This is a genomic window from Levilactobacillus hammesii DSM 16381 (genome assembly GCF_001434395.1).
GTDB classification, from domain to species: domain Bacteria; phylum Bacillota; class Bacilli; order Lactobacillales; family Lactobacillaceae; genus Levilactobacillus; species Levilactobacillus hammesii.
In genome coordinates this window covers 90,039-109,231 of sequence record NZ_AZFS01000064.1, presented here as the reverse complement: position 1 = coordinate 109,231, position 19,193 = coordinate 90,039, and the positions used below count along the sequence as shown (strand labels likewise).

The following is a 19,193-nucleotide window of genomic DNA, read 5'->3' as shown; positions in this document are numbered from 1 at the left end:
GGCGCCTTTGAGACGCGATCTTCGGCTCAAAGCGAGGTCAGAGACCGCTTCCCAGGCTCTGACCGTCCTGCCCACCGCGTTCCAGTTCAAATTTGGCTCACGGTAAGGCGGTATACCAACCTCAAGTTGACAACAAAAAACGGGACCAACCCATGTCTGAGCCGATCCCGTCAAAACTATTCTCTAGTCATAATATGAAGGTGGTGTTAATTAACGATGTGCAGTGGTTCTTGTCCCTGATCGATCCGCACGGTATTCTTGGCAACGATAGCGGCCATGGCGTCCCGTGCTTCAACGGTGGCGTTCCCCACATGTGGCGTCAAGATGACGTTATCGAGTGCCTTGAAACCATCGTCAACGTTGGGTTCCGCTTCGTAAACATCCAGCGCTGCGCCGGCCAATTCGCCAGCCTTCAGTGCTTCAAGCAGAGCCGCTTCGTCGATGACCGGTCCCCGAGCGGCGTTGATCAGGTAAGCGGACGACTTCATCTGCTTAAATTCTGGTGCCCCAATCATGTGATGGGTCTGGTCGTTCAGTGGGCAGTGTAGGCTCAGAACGTCACTCGTCTTGATCAACTCTTCTAAGCTGACAAACTTCGCGCCGAACTTGGCTTCCACTTCTGGGGCAAGCCGGGTCCGTTGTGAGTAGATGATGTTCATATCGAACGCCTTCATCCGCTTCGCAACGGCTTGACCAATTTGCCCCATGCCGACGATCCCTAAGGTTTTGCCGGAGAGTTCATGGCCCAAGAAGAAGAGGGGTGACCACCCGTCAAAGCCCTTGGTCCGCATTAACTTATCGCCTTCAACCATCCGGTGCGCTAACGTAATCATTAGGCCCGTCGTGACCTCGGCAGTTGATACGGTTGAGACCTCTGGCGTGTTGGTAACGGGAATGCCCTTTTGCCGCGCGTACGCAGCATCGATATTGTTAAAGCCCGCACCATAATTGGCAATGATCTTCAGGTTAGGATCGGCATCAATCACGTCCTTGTCAACCTGCGTTGATAGTGGCGTAATCAAGTAGTCCTTACCCACGATACGTTTAACCAATTCTTCTTTCGTGATTAATCCACTGCCTGTATAGACATCGATATCCAACCCGGCTTCTTTCAAAATAGCCAAAGCCGACTGTGGAATTGCTGCAGTTACTAAAACACTAGCCATGAATGTCACTCCTTCTGCAAGATTTGGGTTTACAACTCTATTGTATACGTTTTCAATCGGTGATGCACTGCCGGTTTATTGGGCAGTGTAACCCCCGTCAACCACGAATTCTGAGCCGGTCGCAAATTTAGATTCGTCCGAGGCTAAGTAAACACAGATCCAGGCAATATCGTTAGGTTCGCCGATGTGGCCCATTGGCGTCTTGGTCCGGGCTGACATCGCAGCTTCGGCCCCTGGCAAATCGTCAACCAATGGCGTCTTGATGTAGCCTGGGTGAACGGTGTTGACCCGCACGTCGTAGTCTTTCAAGGCGCAGTCAACGGCGGCTGACTTGGACATGATCCGCACGCCACCCTTGGAAGCGTTGTAAGCCCCCAAGTTAGGGTCGCCCACGAAGCCTTCAATAGAGGACATGTTGATAATGGAAGCGCCCAGGTGCTTGTTCTTCATGCGTTGGATACCCAGCCGTGTGCCGTAGAAGACACCGTCCAAGTTAACGGCCAGTTGTTGCTTCCATTCCTTGGTTGAGGTATTTTCAATGCTCTTGTTAACGGCCATCCCCGCATTGTTCACAATCGTGGTCACGGGGCCAAATGCCTTTTCGGTGGCGTCGAATAAATCAAGCCAGCCCTGCTCGTCGGTCGCGTCGTGCTGGAAGAATTGAATCACGTCTGGCCCGCCAATACTCTTGGCAGCCTTTTCCCCAACATCGGCATGGCGACCGGTAATCATGACCTTACCGCCTTCTGCAACAAACTTGTCGGCAACGGCTAACCCAATACCTAAGGTTCCACCGGTAACAATCGCAACTTTTCCATCTAAACGATGACTCATTATTTTCGACCTCCAGAATTTTAAAAGTGGTTGTAACAACTTTCACAATTGATTGCGGTGAAGGTCGGCCTGCCGTGTGGCAGGTCGACCAATTTTAGCTCTAACGGTGGTGTTCAAGTGTCCGTTAAGCTCATCATCACATCCCCAGGTCAGCCGTCAACTGACGAATGGCCTCGGCAGTTCTTGGGGAGATGCTCACCGCAAGCGTTCATGGTACGGTTTGAGCAATCAAGCTCTTAAGCTAAGTGGTGCCGTGGTTGCTTTAACTATAACTAATGCGCGTTCCCGCCTTACCTTGCAAGGCCAAGTCGGCTTCATCCAAGGAACAGATAATCGCCGTCCGTCCGGTTTTGGCGAACGCAATCGCCGCTTCAATCTTGGGTCCCATACTCCCGGCGGCAAATTGTCCGTCGTCGAGGTACTTCTGGGTTTCCTTCACGCACACGTTTTCCAGCTTCTTTTGGTTAGGCTTGCCATAATTGACGTAGACGTTGCTGACATCGGTCAGAATCATGAAGATATCGGCATTCACTTGTTCTGCCAACTTCCGCCCCGTCCGATCCTTGTCAATCACAGCTTCCAAGCCTTGGAGCAGGCCGTGTTCATCCTGGTAAACCGGGATCCCCCCGCCACCACCAGCAATGACAATGATGTTTTGTTCCAGTAAATGGTTAATGGAATCCACACCATGGATCATGGCGGGCATCGGTGAAGGGACAACGCGCCGGTAACCCCGACCCGCATCTTCCTTCATGATCCAGCCCTTATCTGCCTGTAACTGCTTGGCTTCCGCTTCGGTGTAAAAGACACCGATAGGCTTGCTGGGATCCTTGAAGGCAGGATCGTCACGGTCAACTTCCACTTCAGTTAGTAGGGTTGCCACGTTAGCTGAGGATTGGTTTTGCCGCAATGTGTTCTTCAAGCTTTGCTCCAACATGTAACCGATGAAACCTTGTGACTCCCCATTACAAGCGTCCAAGGGGAGTGCCGGTACCGTGTGCTTCGCCAGTTCATTCTGTTGGAGAATATTCCCAACTTGAGGGCCATTACCGTGGGTCAATACAATTTCATAGTCCATGGCCTCGATCTTAGCAATCTGCTCGGCACTCTTTTGAACGTTAGTCATTTGAACGTCAAACGTTGGATCTTGTTTGGGTTGGAGAATCGCATTACCACCAACCGCAATCACAACTCTTTTCGCCATTGGGATTTTCCCCCTTTCTTCCGTGTCAAAATCAAATCAATATTTCAAGTCAAGGTCGAGATTAACCTGTTTGTAAACTAAGGCTGAGACGATACCTGCCAGGCAGTCAATGCCCGACGTGTTGCCGTATTCAATCGCTTCCGCTAACAAATTGTCGAGGTTCTCCAGCGGTTCGTTTCCCTTCAAGTACCGAACAATGCCCAGTAATGCGCTACTGAACCGACGGCGAAGGGCGTAATACAGATAACTACGGCCAACATCGGTGGTGTAACTGGCATCCCCAATTCGGGAAGCGACCGCCGCACGGAGTTCTTGATGATTGCCACTGAGCCAATCAATGAGGATCCAGCCTAACAAAAAGTCATCGCCCGATGGGGTGAGCCCCCTGCCTCTGCCAATGAAGAAGTCGACTCCCCATTGGACGGTGACGGCATTTGTTAGCCAAGATGTCTCTTTTTGATAAGGCGACGTTTCCATCGTCAAGAAATCCTGAAACGGTTGATCAAACCCAGTCTGTCGCTCGATGTTCCGGCAGTTCGTCAGTAAGTAGCCTAACCGATCTGAACGAATCCCCTCGGTCAACAAGTCAGCGCGGAAGGTGTCGACAATCTTAAGCTGCCAGGTTTCCTGGTAGGTCTCGATGTAAAACGACGCCTCGCGAAACTCAATCTTGCGGGTATCTCGAATCTGACTCAATAAATCGGTAAAATCGCGTGGCGGAAGATAGAGTCCACCTGGTAAAAGTTTTGAGCGGTCGCTGGTCAGAATCACCAACGGCGTGTGCTGTTTGTCTGTTAAATTAAAGGTATGTTCAAAGACACTGTGAACATACCAATCTCTATCTTCTAGAGCCAGAAGTACATGGTCGCCCAGAACTTCTACTTCACGCATTTATTCCTCAAAACCTAACTTCTTCGCGTAAGCTAGGACAGCTTTTTCGAAGGCTTCCATCGGTGGATTAACGGTTCCAGCCCCGATTTGTCCTAACCCAGCTTTCTTGTTGGCAATCCCGGTGTTAATCACTGGGAGAATGCCCGTTTCAACAACCTTCCGTGCATCAATCCCAATGGAGATTCCCCGGAAGTCCCAGGTTGGGATTGGGAAATTAGGATTGGAAGCCGTGGTGATTTCGGTCATGTCCTCACTGGTGTGCAGGGCATCGAAGAAACCACCCGTCCCGACGAACCGGGTCACAGCAGGTGCGGCGATCATGGCGAACCCACCAACCCCAAACGTTTCGGTAATGGCACTGTCCCCCATGTCGGGAGAAGCATCGTCTTCGGAGAACCCGGAGAAGTACAGCCCGTGTGGTGTGTTAACGGGGCCGGTGAACCATTCGTCCCCCATCCCGGCGATCCGGATACCAAATTCGTACCCGTTCCGGCACATTGCCGTGACAATCGTTCCTTCCTGAATCTGACGGGCGCCATCCATCACGGATTTAGCGGAAGCCATCATAATGTTCAAGAAGAATTGGTCGGTGTCGGCTAAGAATTGGATGACATCTTCCTTGTCCTTTTGGTCAATATCCAAGGCGACAATGCTTGGGGACATTTCCTTCAAGAAGGCCAGTGAGGCCGCGATATTCCGTTGGTGGAACTCGTCACCCATGGCAATCGCTTTGGCAATTAAAACGTTTACATTCAATGGTTCGCGCGTTTGCAAAGCCTTGCTCAGAACTGGGCCTAAGACATCCCGCATCCAGCGTAACCGGTCAATGACTTCTGGACCGTTGGCACCGAACCGCAGCACGGCACCGATCCCTTCGTTCATCGTGCAGTAAGCACGGTTCCCGTCTGTCCGGTTCTCAACGACGACCAGTGGCATGTGAGCTGATGTAATCCCACCCATTGGGCCAACTGCATCAACGTGGTGGCAAGGAATGAGGGTGACTTCGCCGCTTTCCATGAGTTTGCGCGCGTCATCTTCATTATCTGCCCACCCTTCGAACAGTGCGGCACCAATGCAGGCACCCTGGACGGGGTCGATCATTTTGTCATAAGTGATTGGTGGACCGGCGTGGAGTAAGACCTTGCCGTGTTTGAATTCATCAATAACATCCATTGCGGGAACAACATCCAATAGGAATGGTGAACCGGCAATAATTTTTGAGACGACTGCCTGATTGGCTTCGTCAATCGTTTTATAAACCATTCATTACACCCCTACTTTCAAATCGACTTTGTTGAGGAAGAGCAGCGCCTTTTGCAGCTCGACATTCCCACCGGCGATTGGCTTCCAGTCAAACTGGACAGCACTCCCACCACTTTCGTTGATTGCGTCCGCAAAGCTTTCCAAACCAATGTTCAGGAAGCGCGTAGCCGTCAACATTTCCTTCAGTCTGTCAGAAACAGCTGGCATCTTCACGTTCGATGGTTGTTCTGGCAAGATTGGCAGTGGGGTTTCTTCGACTGGGTGGCCGACAACGGCTAAGGCCGTCTTAACCGCCTGGGCGTTGTTTTCGCAGAGAATGACCCCGGCTTCTTCCAAAGTCTTTTGTTGTTGACTGTAATCCTGTGGGTCCATGTCGGTCCCAACGATGGTGGCAATCACGGCGATCTCACGACCTTCAGCCTTGGCATCCGCCTTGACCTTGATGATCGTATCCTTCAAATCGCCCGCCATGTCATCCGTCGTCCCGTAACCGAGCACGATATCCAACAGAATAGCAGCAGTTTCTGGGTCTTGTCCCGCTGAAACCATCATTTCTTTTCGCTTGGTGGCGTCGATCATAGGGTGTGGCCGACCTTGCGTAAAGACGTCATCCCCGAGGTCTAAGACTTCGTAGCCGTCCTTCTTCAAGATAGAACCATCGACCCCATTTTCGGCGTGCAGGCCTAAGGTATTGTTCATTAAGGTTGCGGCTTCGTAGGCTAAAGTCCCACCGGAGTAGTAACCCTTGATGTATTTTTGTTGCGGTTGTAACTGAACATCAGGCACTTTGACCGCAACGTCTTCGTTACCCGTTGGTTCCTGACCATGTAATAAGCCCACCGCAATCTTAGCCGTTTCTTCCAGCGTGTAAGCTCTGTAGAGACCCTTTTCGTGGGCTTCTGGCTTTTCACCTAAGAAGATGGCCACGACTGGCTTCTTGGCTGCCCGTAACAGGTCAACCGCGTCGTCACGGACTTCCTTTGCAGGCGGCTTGGAGATAGCCACGATCACCTTAACGTCTGGATCTTGGTCCAGTAAGGCAATGCTGTCCTTGAAGGTAATCCCTTGAACCTTGGCCTTCAAGTCACGGCCACCGGTCCCGATGGCGTTGGTGACCCCTTCACCCATCTTGTGGATGATGGCGGTAACTTCCTGAATCCCGGTTCCAGAGGCCCCGACAATGCCGATGCTCCCCTTGCGAACCCGGTTAGCAAAGGCTAACGGCAAGCCGTTGGCAATCCCAGTCCCACAGTCAGGGCCCATCAGCAGCAAGCCCTTTTCATGAGCCATTTGCTTCAGGCGCGCTTCGTCTTCGATCGTGACGTTATCACTGAAACAGAAGACGTTTTTACCAGCATCTAAGGCTTTTTCAACTTCGCTCGCGGCGTAAACACCGGGAACGGAGATCAGGGCTACGGGAGCGTCCTTGGCAACTTCTAGGGCTTTGTCCCAGGTCTTCACCCGTTCTTCGCCACTATTTTCGTCGTCATTCCCACTGGATTGTTCATCCAAGTAGACTTTAGCCTTTTTAACCACGTCATCAATCAAGTCTTCGTTGTCGACATCGAGGACAACCACCATGTCATTGGGGGTAGCGGCCTCAAGTTCTTCGGTAGCCAGGCCACCGGTCTTAAAGATATCCTTGTTAGCAGGGGTTCCCATCATGACTTGTACATTGTTGACGCCATCCAAAGTTTCCAGATAGTTGGTCAACAGCATGAGCACGATGGAGTCCTGATAGCTATTCTTTTCAATCACTGTGTGCAGCATATAGTTATCAACTCTCTTTCGTTAAAATTATTCGGCGAAGGCACCTTGCCCATTGTACTTATCAAAGTGAACCGTATCGCTCTTCAAGTAATCGTAAATTTCGGTAGCCACTTCAATGCCGTCCTTCATCGCTTTCTTCCGGCGAATCTGACTGCGTTCACCTGGCAGGTAAACTTGATCGAAGCCCTTGGCTGGTTTCATCTCGTGTAATTCTTCCGTCATCTGTTGCACTTGCTTAGCAAAGGCATCTGGGTCCGTGAACTTCTTAGGATCGATCAGAATGTAGAATTGACCCAAGTTCCGCTTCTCAGTCAGGTCGGCGTACATTGAGGAGACGTGCTTCCCAAATGGCAAGCCCAGCAGTGAGCCGGCAACGACGTCCACTAACATCATCAAGCCGTAGCCTTTTGGCCCAGCAATAGGAAGCAAGCCCCGAACGTCGTGTGGATTCGTGGTTGGGTCCCCGTTGCCATCAACAGCCCAGGTATCTGGAATCGAACGGTTCTTAGACCGCGCATCCAAAACCTTACCCCAAGCTTGAACGGTGGTGGCCATATCAAAGACTAGGGGTTCGCCGCTGGAACGCGGTGCGGAGAAGGCAATGGGGTTCGTCCCAAAGTAGTTCTCGCTGCCACCGTAAGGCACTACCATTGGATCGGATTGGCACATGGCAATGGCAACTAAACCTTCTTCGGCGGCCCGTTTAACGTAGTAAGAAAGCATCCCACTGTGGCCCGTTTTTTCAACACCGACTGCAGCTAACCCGGTGTCCTTGGCCATATCAATGGCGTAGGTCAGGGCCTCGTTGCAGACATATTGGCCCATCCCGTTGTCACAGTGAACGACCCCGGTAGAGGTCCCCGTCTTTTCGAACTGGATGTTCGGGTTGAGGTTAACCCCACCCTTGGCAATCCGTTCGGCGTAGTAGGCGACCCGCACCGTCCCATGGGAGTGAATCCCACAAGCATCGGCGTAAGTGAGGTGGCGCGCCGTTTCTTCGGCGTGTTCCTTAGGCAACCCAGCGGCGATGAACTTATTCATCATTAAATCTTGTAACTCTTGCGCATCAACTAGCGTAATTCCTGAATCTGACATATGCTGTCCCTCCGAGTCTAGTGTGAGTGTGTCGTCGTGTGTTAGATTTCTGGATCGCGGTTAGCATCCTTGGAGTAAACGTAAGCCAATGGTTCGCCACGGCCTACGGCATAAGCTGCTTGTGGTGAGTAAGAGCCCATGTAGAGGTAGTCCCCTTTTTCAACTGGGTACCAGCCGTTGTCCAGGTTGTACATCCCGGAACCGCTGATCAAGTATGCCCCGTGTTCTTGGTAATGCGTTTCAATGTAAGCATGGCTAGCACCTGGTTCGAAGGCCAAGATGTGCATGTTCATATCGAAGCCTAAGTCATCCGTTGGTAAGAAGTCCCACAGGTGAACATCGGTCATGCCTTCGTAGTCTTGTGGTGCGCGGTCGTGCGTGTTGCCAACGATCTTGTAAGCCTTGTGGCCAGCGATTGGTTGGTAACGCTTCTTGTACAGGAAGACTTCAGTTGGTTCGTCTTGCGCATTTTCCATGGTCATGATGACACTTTCAGGGAAGTAAGCGTAACCGCCGTCGGTCAGGATATTTTCTTCCTTACCATCGGAAACCTTTAACTTACCGGAAACCACGTAAGCGACCGTTTCGATACCTTCGCCACCAAAGCCCGTGTGCTTACCACCCTTTTGGAAGCTAGCAATGTAGTCAACGAAGTGTGCGCCCAAACGTGGCGTCCCCATGATGGAAACATCGACATTTTCAAAGCCAGGCACGTTGTTCTTAACTAAACCATCATTCGGAATCAAAGCGAAGTTGCCTGCCTTAACGACGGAACGTGAACCTAATAATTGTTTTTGGTAACCGGTACGATTGTTTTTGTAACTCATGATCAAGTCTCCCAACTTTTTTTGATAGTTTTGTGTGGTTTTTTGCTAAGTAATTTATTTGTAAGCCAATTGGTAAAGCGTGTCTGCCATCAACTTCACGCCTTCAACTAAGTCTTCAAACTTGGTATTCTCGGCTGGGTTGTGGCTAACCCCGTTGATACTTGGAACGAAGATCATCGCCGTCGGGTATACGGGCGCAATGATTTGAGAATCATGGCCGGCACCACTGTGCATCACGCGGTACTTGTAGTGGCCTGCTTTGGCTTGACCTTCGATAGTATCCACGATGTCTTGGCTCATTGGCACTGGTTTTTCATCCATCCAGAGGTCAATGTTGATGTCCAAGCCCATTTGCTTGGCAACGTCGCGCATCATATTTTCAATCTCGGTGGTAAATTTAACTAAGTAATCGGCATCGGTATGACGGCAATCCATCGTGAAGAGGACTTCGCCGGGAACCACGTTAACCGTGTTTGGCTTTGGCACAACCTTACCAAACGTCAAGACCAGTGGATCGCCAATCTCATGGGCTTTGTCCAAAGCCGTGTTTACGATCTTGGCCATCCCATAGACGGCATCGTGACGGTAGCTCAGTGGCGTGGTCCCGGCATGGTTGGCTTCACCCTTTAAGGTAATGTCGTAACGCCGTTGGCCGGCAATGCTGTTCACAACCCCGATCTGTTCGTGTTCTCTTTCGAGGATGCTGCCTTGTTCAATATGTTCTTCGACGAAGGCCTTGATGTCATCACGCCGCGTTTGCTTGTCGCTAAAGTCAAAGCCTTGGCGGTGCATTTCATCAACGAACTTCTTACCGTCAGCATCGGCAACGTCCTTCACTTCAGCATTGTTGGCAATGCCGACGAAGTTCTTGCTACCCCAGAAAACGGTTGGGAAACGGCTACCTTCTTCTTCGGCCATGGAAATCACTTCCAGTGACCGTTTAGGCGTGCCGTACTTGTCTTGTAGGAACTGTACAGCGGTCAATGACGCCACAACCCCAAATTGGCCATCGAGCGTCCCACCGTTAACCACCGTATCAATATGTGAACCCGTCATGATGGTCTCTTCAGGCTTTTCGGAACCTTCGATCCGCCCAAATAAGTTACCAACATCATCGAACTTCGTTGCCATCCCGGTCGTTTCCATTTGAGCCTTGACGTACTTCTGTGCTTCTAACCAGGAGTCGGAGTAGAGCAGCCGCGTCATCCCACCTGTGGGGTCGCTACCGATCGATGACAATTTCTTAAGTCGTTCATCAACAACTTTTTCGAGTTCCATAATTTTTGCCTCCTTCATATTATGTTACAAGCTTATTGTATGCGCTTTCATTACGATCATCATTGGTCACTTTGGCTAAATTCAATCGTGAAATTGTTGCATTCCTACTAGATTTAGCTAAAAGTGACCAATTCGCCATCTTTTGCCGCCGCTTTCCGCCCCATAATGGCGAGGTCTTGAAAAATCCTGTGCTCGGAGCGCCGCTTTCTTGGTATTACCAAAACTGTTCACAAGTTTCCGGAATACCGCCATCAGCAGTCACCTGCGGCTGCCAGAGATTCCGGCTGCTGTGGGGACCATCTTGAGTTAGCTTAAAGACTGATGAAGCCACCGCCTTACCGTTCGCCAAATTTGACTCACTCACGGCGACGTAAAACTTGGCTACAATCGCACGAAGCGTTAGCCCAACAGCGCTGCTTAACCAAATATCGTGCTACAGTGAACGACTCACGTAACCGGAGGCGGCCAATGATGGATGCAGCTGTGTCGACGCTGTTGACCGAGGTTTCTCACTCGGTTTACAGCGTGGGACGCGTTTGGAGACTGGCGCTTTTGGTCAGGCTTCAAACCGAGTCGGAGGACCGCCTCTCAGGCCGCAGGCGGTCCCCATAGCAGCCGGAATCGTTGGCAGCCGCAGGTGGAGGTAAGGCGACCAGCACCAGCACCGTAAACGACAAAACAAAACGACCTGTTTCGATCGCATCGAAAACAAGTCGTTTGCTAGCGAATAAATCACTAGATTAGGTTCAGTTTAAACCGTAGCAGGCGTCTTCTTGCTTGCCTTTTCGATAAACTGGCCAGGGAAGCTTGACGTTACGCCGGCTTCCTTACTGTAGATCGTTTGACCACGTAAGATGGTTTGCATCACTTGCGCCCCAATTTCACGGCCAATGTAAGGACTGATTTGGTTCCGGTATTCCAAGTCTTCTGCCTTCAAGGTGTATGGGGCATTTGGCTTGATCAGAACGAAGTCGGCATCCTTACCAACGCTGATCCGGCCCTTGTCATCCAAGTTGTAACGGTCAGCTGGGTTCGAAGCCGTAATCTTGGCGAATTGCGTCAATGACATGCCGCGCTTTTGAACGGCTTCATCGTACATCACGTCAACATCGTTTTGAACGCCAGGAATCCCGCCCCATGCATCGAAGGCATTGTCGGTATCCTTCAAATCTGGGGTACATGGTGAGTGGTCGGAGGTTACAAAGCTAATTGCCCCTGATTCAACGCGCTTCCAGAGAGCGTCTTGTTGGGCTTGTTCACGGATTGGTGGTGAACACTTAACGATAGCACCAATGGCATCCAGCTCGTCCTTCGCAAAGTAGAGGTAGTGAACACAGGTTTCACAGGTTACGTCGACACCTTCAGCGCGCCCTTGGATCACTGCATCGACCCCTTCTTGGCAAGCCACGTGGCAAATGTGAATCCGGCAGCCCGTTTGCTTAGCCATGAAGATGGCCTTCTTGATGGCCATAACTTCGGTGAAGGCTGGACGGGTGTCTACGTAGTCTGCCAATGTCGTCTTGCCTTCTGCCTTGGCGATTTCGCCCAAGCGATCGGTAATGGCTGCGTCTTCGGCGTGAATGGCTAAGACCTTACCCGTCTTGGCGATCTGCTTCATACCTTCGTATAAGGAGTAATCATCGACGTTTTCAAAGTCACCATCGATTGACCGGTCCCCACAGGTTGCTAAGAAACACTTGTAACCCGCAACGCCGCCTTCATCTAATTCTTGAATGCCGCCCTTTAAGTTGGATGGGACTAACCCACCAAAGGACCCGACATCCACTTTTAATTCATCTTTGTGTGAATACTTTTCTTCAAGGGTCTTGCCATCTACTGTGGCTGGTACTTGGTTCAAAGGCATTTCCATAAAGGAAGTTACCCCACCTTTAGCACACGAAGCCGTTCCAGTAACATAGCCTTCCCATTGATCCCGGTACCCACCACCCATTGGGGTAATATGTACGTGGGCATCAACCATCCCAGGGCTAACAACTAAGCCCTTGGCATCGATAATCTTACTACCTGTTAGGTTTTCCCCAATAGCTGTAATCTTGCCGTTATCGACAGCCACATCAGTGTGGGTCTCGCCACCCTCAAGGATAACTAACCCGTTTTTAATGACTAATTCATGACTCATGTTTATTCCTCCTTTATGTCTTGGTTTAAACTCTGGTTAACTGTTGCCGGTTCTTTTTTCGACACCATTTTCTTTAACCCTAGGTAAATCAGGAATGCAGAGATAAATCCAACAAACCATGACAAATCAGAAATAACTTTGACGGCTGGAATAAATTGACCACTCAGTGACAATATGAGAGCTAAGATTGTCGCAATGTAGGCCTCTTTATTAACGCCATGATAACGAATCTCTTTATTCCCGGTATTCAGATCCATATACAGGGTATCTAGATTTTCATGCCGGTAATGAATGAAGAAGTAGTTGGCAATCATGACCCCAGCAACTGGTCCTAAGACAGCCCCAATCCCGTTAAGGAAAATAAAGATACTGTCGGAATTCTCCATCAATTTCCACGGCATGATCAGGAAACTAATGATACTAGCGATGATCACACCACTCTTGTAATTCAGCTTCTTAGGGAATAAGGCGGTCAGTTGATAAGCCGCTGGAATAATGTTCCCGGTCGCATTCGTTGAGATCGTGGTCAATAAGAAGACGGCCATCGAAATCAAGATTGCGGGCAGGCTATCCCACCGTTCAATAATATTCAACACGTTCCATTCCTGGATGTTGTAATGAATGGAGCCCCCGATCAGAATCACCACACTGGTGAAGGCAAAGATCAGGTAGCCGATCGATAACCCTAACGTTTGGCCAATGGCCTGGGCCTTCGTGGACTTGGCATTTTGCGTAAAGTCCGCGATACTGGTCCCAGGTGCTGCCCAAACGGCAATGACAGAGTTGAAAATGATAAAGTAAACCAGAAGCGGGTTGGCATGAGACGTCGCATTGACGTGGTAAGCCAGGATTGGTCCTAACCCACCGGCGCCCCAGATAGCCCAGATGGCCATGCCACCAAATACGACATAAATCAGTGGGCTTAAAATCGCGGTAAATTTATTTAGAATACTACCGCCACCAAATCCAATCAGGACGTTTAACGCCCAGAAGATGGTGAATGAGATCAAACCCGGAATACTGATTCCCAGAATCTTGGTCGAGCCCCCGATTTCGAGGAAACCCGGCCAAATCTTACCGATCATAATCAGTAAAGCTAGAGAACCTGTATACGTCTGTAACCCAAACCAGGCAATCGCCGCGACACAGCCACGCAGGAATCCTGGTAGCTTTGCACCGAGGTTGCCGTAGGCCGAACGAAGGTGCATAGCGAAGGGAATGCCGTATTTGGATCCGACGATACCATTAACGGCCATGAATGCGGAGACGAAGAATGCACTCAGGAATATGGCGATCATGACGTTAAGCGGTGATAAGCCTAAGAACAGGAAGCCACCAACGGCCGCGTAATTAGGAATGTTATGGATGGACCCCATCCATAAGGTAAAGAAGTTACCGATGCCCATGTTACGTTTGTCTCCGGTCTTAGGGAGTAAGTCATCGTTGTAGCCGCGCTCTTTGAACGTTGCAATTTTCTGCTCAGTTACTTCATACTCGTTCGTTTTCACCTTCAAAACCCCTTACGAATGTAATCTTTAACCACCTTCGTTGCAGAATAGTCTCGATAAATGGTTTTGCCCCAAAGTCCTCAGTGACTAACGTTCGCGCGAACGGGTAAGGATGCTGATCAGGTACAAGCAAGACTGCTTGCCAATTAGGTCTTAACGATTTATCACCACCCATTGTAAGCGGTTTCTTTTCGGGGAGCATTGTTCAAATTGACCAGAAAAACATTTTCATTTGTCACCTTACCGGCTGAATATTTGGTACAATGTAACCGATTACATTTATAGAAGGAGTGCGGGTAAACATGAAAACAACACAGATCCCCCTAAACACCTACCATGACGTCACGCTCAATGCAACCATCTACGCGCCCGATACCAAGGCATCCGCGACCGTGCTTTACCTGCACGGCGGCGGTCTGGAATTCGGTCAGCGTGACGATCTTCCCCTGGATTACATCGAACGTTTTACTTCTGCCGGCATTCAACTGTTTACAATTGATTACTTGCTGGCGCCGGAAGTCAAGCTCGACGTCATTCTCCCGACCTTACGAGCCACCCTACAGGTCATTGTGGACAACGGCCTGCTCACCTCCCGTACCATTCTCATGGGACGATCGGCCGGTTCCTATCTCTGCTACCTGCTCCTTCGGGACGGCTTTGAAGCGGATGGCTTCGTGGATCTCTATGGCTATTCCGGTTTGGACTACCCAGAATTCCGGATGCCCGCTGGCTTTTACGACAACTTCCCGAAGGTTCTCCCCATGAACGCCCAGGCCCTGGTTCAGCGCCAGCCGCTGGTTGCGGGGGAGATGAAAGACCGGTATCCCCTCTACGTTTCGGGGCGGCAATTTGGAACCTGGCTCAGCCAATTTCTCCCCAGCATGCGTGACGCCGACAGGTTCTCACTGACCCCGGAAGAACTCGGACGGTTGCCACGGACACTGCTCATTCACAGCACGGCCGATCCCGATGTACCATTTGCCACGTCCGAGTACGCCGTTAAATACCTGCCGGATGCCGAGCTCATCCCCATTCAGCAACGCGAGCACGATTTCGACCGGGAAGTCACGCCGGCTAACCTGGCCATTTACGACCAGATTGTTGCCTTTATTACGGCGATTCCGGTTGGCGTGCGCGCCACGGCTTAGCCCCGACCTCGACTGACTTATATCTAAACGATAGTGCCCAGTGATTCGTTGCTGGGCTTTTTTGGCGACGTTATGACTCGGCTACCGTCTGCGGCAGTCAAAGATTCCGACTGATGATGACGTTTAGCCAGCCAATCATCTTCACTGTGGACAGCGTGCCATATAGCCGTAAAGGTTCCCATGAAAAATGACTTCTTTTTCATTTCTATGTAAAACGTTTTACTCAAACGGACATCACCCAACTATGGTACGATCAAGCCAAGAACCATCATCAATTTAGGAGGCGCTTTCATAACCGTCATTACAGATTATATCGAAGAAGCCGATGCAAAGCAACAGCCCCAGCTCACTGCCATGTACCAAATTCTAAAGCCCCTGTTACCGGATGCCACGGAAACCCTGAGTTACGGCATGCCCGCCTTTCATCAGAAGAAAGATATCGTATACTTTGCGCCCATGAAGAATCACTTGGGTTTCTATCCCACCAATACGCCCATTGCGCACTTCGAAGATGACCTAGAAGGCCGCTACAAGTATTCCAAGGGCGCCGTTCAGTTTGACTACAACAAGCCCCTCCCCGCCGAATTGATTGCGAAGATGGTCTTGTTCAAACTCGCTGAAATTCAAAAATAATAGCGTACAAAAATGAGTGACCTCAGTAGGCCACTCATTTTTGTGTAAAAAGACTAAGAACTGAAAATATCAAAGTACCAACTATACCTGTTCTAGCAACAGCAGTGAGCCCAAAACTAGGCAACCTGATGGTCCCTTCGCCTTACCGGTCGGCAGATATGGTGCTCTTAGCTGACTGTGATCATGACTACAGCAGTCGTTATCAGTTGGGCTCCCAAATGTCGGTAGTTATCACTCACAGCCATTTTCGTGATAAAACACAATCAGCGCCGGAGGAGGCCAGGGATGGAGCCAGCCGTGAAGGTGGTGTTAACTGGCGTTTTTTTAGCCAGTTTACACCACGGGCGACTTTGGAGACACGTGTTCTTCGTGGCTCCAAAGCGAGCGAGAAGACTGGTGGCCTTCCAGGCTGAAGCGTCCCCACAGCAGGCGGAATTCCTGGCAGCCGGAGTGCGCCCAATTTGGACTAACTTAACCACACGAATGCTTACCAATACTGAAACGAGGCAGACATTTCATCTTTCAACCTTTCGTAAAAAAAGTTTAGTCTTCACTGCCCATCAGTCGACCCACAAAGGCGGCTAGAATAGCGCCGACTTCTGGTGCCACGATGTAGAGCCAGAGGTGTGACAAGGCACTGCCCCCAGCGAACACAGCGGGCCCAAATGACCGTGCTGGATTCAAAGAGCCACCAGTCAGGTTCAAGGCCACAATGATCAGGAATGCCAGGGTTACCCCAATCGTCACGCCGGCAAAGTCACCGTTACCGTGCCGATCGCTGGTCACGTTTAGAATAACCAATAGGAATAAGAAGGTCACGAGGGCTTCAACCAAGAAAGCCAGGCCCACGGAAATCTTAGGGAAGTCCGTTTGCCCCAACTGATTGGTTGCCAAGCCCAGACCACTCACGAATAATTTCATAAAAGCTGAAGCGACCGTTGCCCCCAAGACCTGGGCCACGATGTACCAAAGGGCATCCCGTCCGGAAATCCGGCGGTTAATCAACATCGCCGTGGTGACGGCTGGGTTAAAGTGACCACCCGAGATCCCGCCAAAGGCGTAAGCTGACACCGTAATCGCCAGCCCAAAGGCCAGACCTATCGTTAGGGTACTGCCGGCAGCGACCGTCACCGCCCCAGTTCCTAGGAACACCAGCATAAAGGTGCCCAAAAATTCTGCAGTATATTTTTGCATCACAATTCCTCCAATCCGATTCTCCTGTTAACCACGCCTATTATAATATAAATAATAAGTGAGTGCCGCCAATATGCTAATTACTTAACACCCCACCTAATTAAGTGAGTCTTCAATCGTGGGCACATCACCACGACCGTCCCGGGCCACGATGGCGCCAATAGCCGCCGTAATCCCCCGAACATCATCGGCCAACGACAGCGAGGGCTGATTGGACTGCGCTGTGACCTGACTCGGCAAGAACGGAATGTGCATGAATCCCGCCCGCAACGTGGGAAATGCCGTTGCCCGTAGGTACTGTACCTGATACATCAGGTGATTGCAGACGTAGGTCCCCGCCGTGGTGGATACCTGACTGGGCAATCCCACCGCGCGAATGGCCCGCGCCATCGCCTTAACGGGTAACTGTGTGAAATAGGCAGCAGCCCCCGCTTCTTGAATGGACTGATCGATAGGTTGTTGCCCGGCATTATCCGGAATCCGACCATCATTTAGGTTAATCGCGATCCGTTCCGGGGTCAGAGCCGCACGACCACCGGCTTGGCCAATGCTCAATACCACATCGGGCTGATCGGTAAGAATTGCCTGGCGCACCACATCGGCACACCGGTCAAACACCGTGGGCACCTCTAGTTTTATGATTGTGGCTCCCGCAATTTCGTCTGGTAGTCGCCTGACTGCTTCAATTGCTGGATTCGTCGTGGCCCCACCAAAGGGATCGAAGCCCGTTACTAAAATCTTCATAGTCCCACCTCATCGTTTCATTTAACGCCTATTATACCCGTCCATTCCGGTCGTCACAGCCAAAAAGCCAAACACCACCCGTAGCGCTTGCAGGTGGTGTTTGGCCGTCGTTGTTTTTCTATCTATTCGTTAAGTCTAAATCGCCGCCAGAACCGTCGCAATCGGCGTCTGACCACTTTTCATCATGACCACTTTACCCACCGTCTGCGGGGCGTCAATCAGGGCGGCCAGAACAGTCGCCACATCCGCGATTGGGTTCTCGCCTAACGTTGCCGTATCCAGACTGACCCGACCGGTTGCGGGGGCTTCGGTCAGGACGCCTGGTTGGAGAATCGTGTAATCGAGGATTGTCTGGTGAATGAGCCAATGATCGGCGAAATATTTAGCAATGTTGTAATCCGTGAGGCCCTTAAGGTAACCCTCGGACCAGCGCTCAGGTTGCAAATCATACGCCGAACTTAACTGAATGTAGCGTTTCACACCCGCTAGTTCGGTCGCCTTCATGACGTTAACCGCACCGTTTAAATCCGTTTGTAAGAGATCTTTGCCGCGGGAACCCGCCACAAAATACACGGCATCGACACCGGTCAACACCTTGGCCAAGGTTGCCGGCTGATCGTGCAGGTCAAAGAAGATGGCGTGGTCATCCCCAGCTTGCGGCTGACGCGTCCCTGCAAAAACCTCGTGACCCGCTTGACGTAATTGCTTCACTAGAAGCTGACCCACTCGTCCCGTTGCCCCGACAATAAATAGCTTCATAATCGACACCTCCTAATCCTTGATCGTCAAAAACTGCTGATTGGCCACCCGACTGGACCGAAAATCATTAATAGCCGCCTGATCCCGATAACCCAGAGCAATTCCCATAATAAAGCGATGTGTCTGGTCCAAGTCAAAGACATCACGTAAGGCATCCGGATACCGGACCACTTCATACGCCGGAATCGACTGAATCCCATGATTGCTGGCACTCAACATCAGGGTTTGTGAGAAAGCCCCCAGATCAAACACGGCCCATTCATTAACCGGTTCGCGTAGGACCAGGTAGACCAGTGCCGCGGCATTGAACAGATCATCCTGCGTTTGCCCGTAGCTGGCCTGCGCATCATTCGCTAACAAATGCTGGCTCATCTCGCGGTTCCATGTCGCCATATTCTGCCGACTCGCTGCGGTCCACGCCGTCCGATGTGCGACCGTTAAGTCCGCGTTGCCGGCAACACCACGCCGGCTACGATCACGATGACCCGCCTTGATCTGAGCGAGGGTCTCGCCCGTGGCGATTACCACCTGCCACGGTTGCGCATTGGCCCAGGACGGCGCCTGCTTGGCATCAGTAACCAGCGCTTCTAGCGTTGCTCGGTCAATCTGCTGATCCGTAAAACGCCGGTAGGAATGCCGACGTTCAATTACTGTCTTGAAATCCATATGGTAACCTCCTCATAGACAACTTGCCCACTAAATGATATGATGCTTTCAACGTGACATGACTATACCATTA

At 51.0% G+C, this 19,193-nt stretch carries 17 protein-coding genes; 2 read left to right on the top strand and 15 right to left on the bottom strand.

Features of this window, described 5'->3' with window-relative positions; genetic code table 11:
- Positions 1–206: 206 nt before the first annotated feature.
- The 11 genes from FD28_RS10895 to allW form a co-directional block, all read right to left on the bottom strand.
- On the bottom strand, positions 207–1,166 hold the full coding sequence (locus FD28_RS10895; RefSeq protein WP_057735078.1) for a 2-hydroxyacid dehydrogenase family protein: 960 nt from the start codon (positions 1,164–1,166) through the stop codon (positions 207–209).
- Positions 1,167–1,241: 75 nt separating this feature from the next.
- The gene (locus FD28_RS10890; RefSeq protein WP_057735077.1) at positions 1,242–2,000 is read right to left on the bottom strand and encodes an NADP-dependent (R)-specific alcohol dehydrogenase; all 759 of its coding nucleotides are present in this window, start codon (positions 1,998–2,000) and stop codon (positions 1,242–1,244) included.
- A gap of 262 nt (positions 2,001–2,262) precedes the next feature.
- The gene (arcC, locus tag FD28_RS10885; protein ID WP_057735076.1) at positions 2,263–3,204 is read right to left on the bottom strand and encodes a carbamate kinase; all 942 of its coding nucleotides are present in this window, start codon (positions 3,202–3,204) and stop codon (positions 2,263–2,265) included.
- Positions 3,205–3,240: 36 nt separating this feature from the next.
- A complete protein-coding gene (locus FD28_RS10880) occupies positions 3,241–4,095 on the bottom strand; it encodes an oxamate carbamoyltransferase subunit AllH family protein (protein ID WP_057735075.1) in 855 nt (284 codons plus the stop codon).
- A complete protein-coding gene (locus FD28_RS10875) occupies positions 4,096–5,358 on the bottom strand; it encodes a YlbE family protein (RefSeq protein WP_057735074.1) in 1,263 nt (420 codons plus the stop codon).
- A 3-nt stretch (positions 5,359–5,361) separates the two neighbouring features.
- Positions 5,362–7,128, bottom strand: coding sequence for an acyl-CoA synthetase FdrA (fdrA, locus tag FD28_RS10870; protein WP_057735073.1), 1,767 nt, complete (start codon positions 7,126–7,128; stop codon positions 5,362–5,364).
- A 27-nt stretch (positions 7,129–7,155) separates the two neighbouring features.
- The gene (gene allD, locus FD28_RS10865) at positions 7,156–8,223 is read right to left on the bottom strand and encodes an ureidoglycolate dehydrogenase (protein ID WP_057735072.1); all 1,068 of its coding nucleotides are present in this window, start codon (positions 8,221–8,223) and stop codon (positions 7,156–7,158) included.
- 41 nt (positions 8,224–8,264) lie between these two features.
- Positions 8,265–9,050: a (S)-ureidoglycine aminohydrolase gene (allE, locus tag FD28_RS10860; protein ID WP_020090390.1), complete on the bottom strand. Its 786-nt coding sequence runs from the start codon at positions 9,048–9,050 to the stop codon at positions 8,265–8,267.
- 54 nt (positions 9,051–9,104) lie between these two features.
- Positions 9,105–10,328, bottom strand: a complete 1,224-nt coding sequence (allC, locus tag FD28_RS10855) for an allantoate deiminase (RefSeq protein ID WP_057735071.1) — start codon at positions 10,326–10,328, stop codon at positions 9,105–9,107.
- A 751-nt stretch (positions 10,329–11,079) separates the two neighbouring features.
- Entirely contained in the window at positions 11,080–12,468 is a 1,389-nt protein-coding gene (allB, locus tag FD28_RS10850; protein ID WP_057735070.1) for an allantoinase AllB, read from the bottom strand.
- 2 nt (positions 12,469–12,470) lie between these two features.
- On the bottom strand, positions 12,471–13,976 hold the full coding sequence (gene allW, locus FD28_RS10845) for an allantoin permease (RefSeq protein WP_057735069.1): 1,506 nt from the start codon (positions 13,974–13,976) through the stop codon (positions 12,471–12,473).
- A 302-nt stretch (positions 13,977–14,278) separates the two neighbouring features.
- Between allW and FD28_RS10840 the strand changes: the two genes are divergently transcribed.
- Positions 14,279–15,124, top strand: a complete 846-nt coding sequence (locus tag FD28_RS10840) for an alpha/beta hydrolase (RefSeq protein WP_057735068.1) — start codon at positions 14,279–14,281, stop codon at positions 15,122–15,124.
- Between the two features lie 252 nt (positions 15,125–15,376).
- Entirely contained in the window at positions 15,377–15,757 is a 381-nt protein-coding gene (locus tag FD28_RS10835) for an iron chaperone (protein ID WP_338034539.1), read from the top strand.
- A gap of 543 nt (positions 15,758–16,300) precedes the next feature.
- On the opposite strand, the gene FD28_RS10830 is transcribed toward FD28_RS10835, so the two are convergent.
- The 4 genes from FD28_RS10830 to FD28_RS10815 form a co-directional block, all read right to left on the bottom strand.
- The gene (locus FD28_RS10830; protein WP_057735066.1) at positions 16,301–16,951 is read right to left on the bottom strand and encodes an MIP/aquaporin family protein; all 651 of its coding nucleotides are present in this window, start codon (positions 16,949–16,951) and stop codon (positions 16,301–16,303) included.
- Positions 16,952–17,047: 96 nt separating this feature from the next.
- A complete protein-coding gene (gene pcp / locus FD28_RS10825; RefSeq protein WP_057735065.1) occupies positions 17,048–17,695 on the bottom strand; it encodes a pyroglutamyl-peptidase I in 648 nt (215 codons plus the stop codon).
- Between the two features lie 135 nt (positions 17,696–17,830).
- Positions 17,831–18,454 carry an SDR family oxidoreductase gene (locus FD28_RS10820; RefSeq protein WP_057735064.1) on the bottom strand — a complete coding sequence of 208 codons (624 nt, stop codon included), beginning with the start codon at positions 18,452–18,454 and terminating at the stop codon, positions 17,831–17,833.
- 12 nt (positions 18,455–18,466) lie between these two features.
- Complete coding sequence (locus FD28_RS10815) at positions 18,467–19,120, bottom strand: nitroreductase (protein WP_057735063.1); 654 nt, start codon at positions 19,118–19,120, stop codon at positions 18,467–18,469.
- Positions 19,121–19,193: the final 73 nt, after the last annotated feature.

What these genes read in the sequence shown, in the direction of transcription:
- FD28_RS10890 (WP_057735077.1), bottom strand. Translation starts at nt 2,000, where the DNA reads ATGAGTCATCGTTTAGATGGAAAAGTTGCGATTGTTACCGGTGGAACC.
- allD (WP_057735072.1), bottom strand. Translation starts at nt 8,223, where the DNA reads ATGTCAGATTCAGGAATTACGCTAGTTGATGCGCAAGAGTTACAAGAT.
- FD28_RS10820 (WP_057735064.1), bottom strand. Translation starts at nt 18,454, where the DNA reads ATGAAGCTATTTATTGTCGGGGCAACGGGACGAGTGGGTCAGCTTCTA.
- fdrA (WP_057735073.1), bottom strand. Translation starts at nt 7,128, where the DNA reads ATGCTGCACACAGTGATTGAAAAGAATAGCTATCAGGACTCCATCGTG.
- allC (WP_057735071.1), bottom strand. Translation starts at nt 10,328, where the DNA reads ATGGAACTCGAAAAAGTTGTTGATGAACGACTTAAGAAATTGTCATCG.
- FD28_RS10880 (WP_057735075.1), bottom strand. Translation starts at nt 4,095, where the DNA reads ATGCGTGAAGTAGAAGTTCTGGGCGACCATGTACTTCTGGCTCTAGAA.
- FD28_RS10815 (WP_057735063.1), bottom strand. Translation starts at nt 19,120, where the DNA reads ATGGATTTCAAGACAGTAATTGAACGTCGGCATTCCTACCGGCGTTTT.
- pcp (WP_057735065.1), bottom strand. Translation starts at nt 17,695, where the DNA reads ATGAAGATTTTAGTAACGGGCTTCGATCCCTTTGGTGGGGCCACGACG.
- FD28_RS10830 (WP_057735066.1), bottom strand. Translation starts at nt 16,951, where the DNA reads ATGCAAAAATATACTGCAGAATTTTTGGGCACCTTTATGCTGGTGTTC.
- FD28_RS10840 (WP_057735068.1), top strand. Translation starts at nt 14,279, where the DNA reads ATGAAAACAACACAGATCCCCCTAAACACCTACCATGACGTCACGCTC.
- allB (WP_057735070.1), bottom strand. Translation starts at nt 12,468, where the DNA reads ATGAGTCATGAATTAGTCATTAAAAACGGGTTAGTTATCCTTGAGGGT.
- arcC (WP_057735076.1), bottom strand. Translation starts at nt 3,204, where the DNA reads ATGGCGAAAAGAGTTGTGATTGCGGTTGGTGGTAATGCGATTCTCCAA.
- FD28_RS10895 (WP_057735078.1), bottom strand. Translation starts at nt 1,166, where the DNA reads ATGGCTAGTGTTTTAGTAACTGCAGCAATTCCACAGTCGGCTTTGGCT.
- allE (WP_020090390.1), bottom strand. Translation starts at nt 9,050, where the DNA reads ATGAGTTACAAAAACAATCGTACCGGTTACCAAAAACAATTATTAGGT.
- FD28_RS10875 (WP_057735074.1), bottom strand. Translation starts at nt 5,358, where the DNA reads ATGGTTTATAAAACGATTGACGAAGCCAATCAGGCAGTCGTCTCAAAA.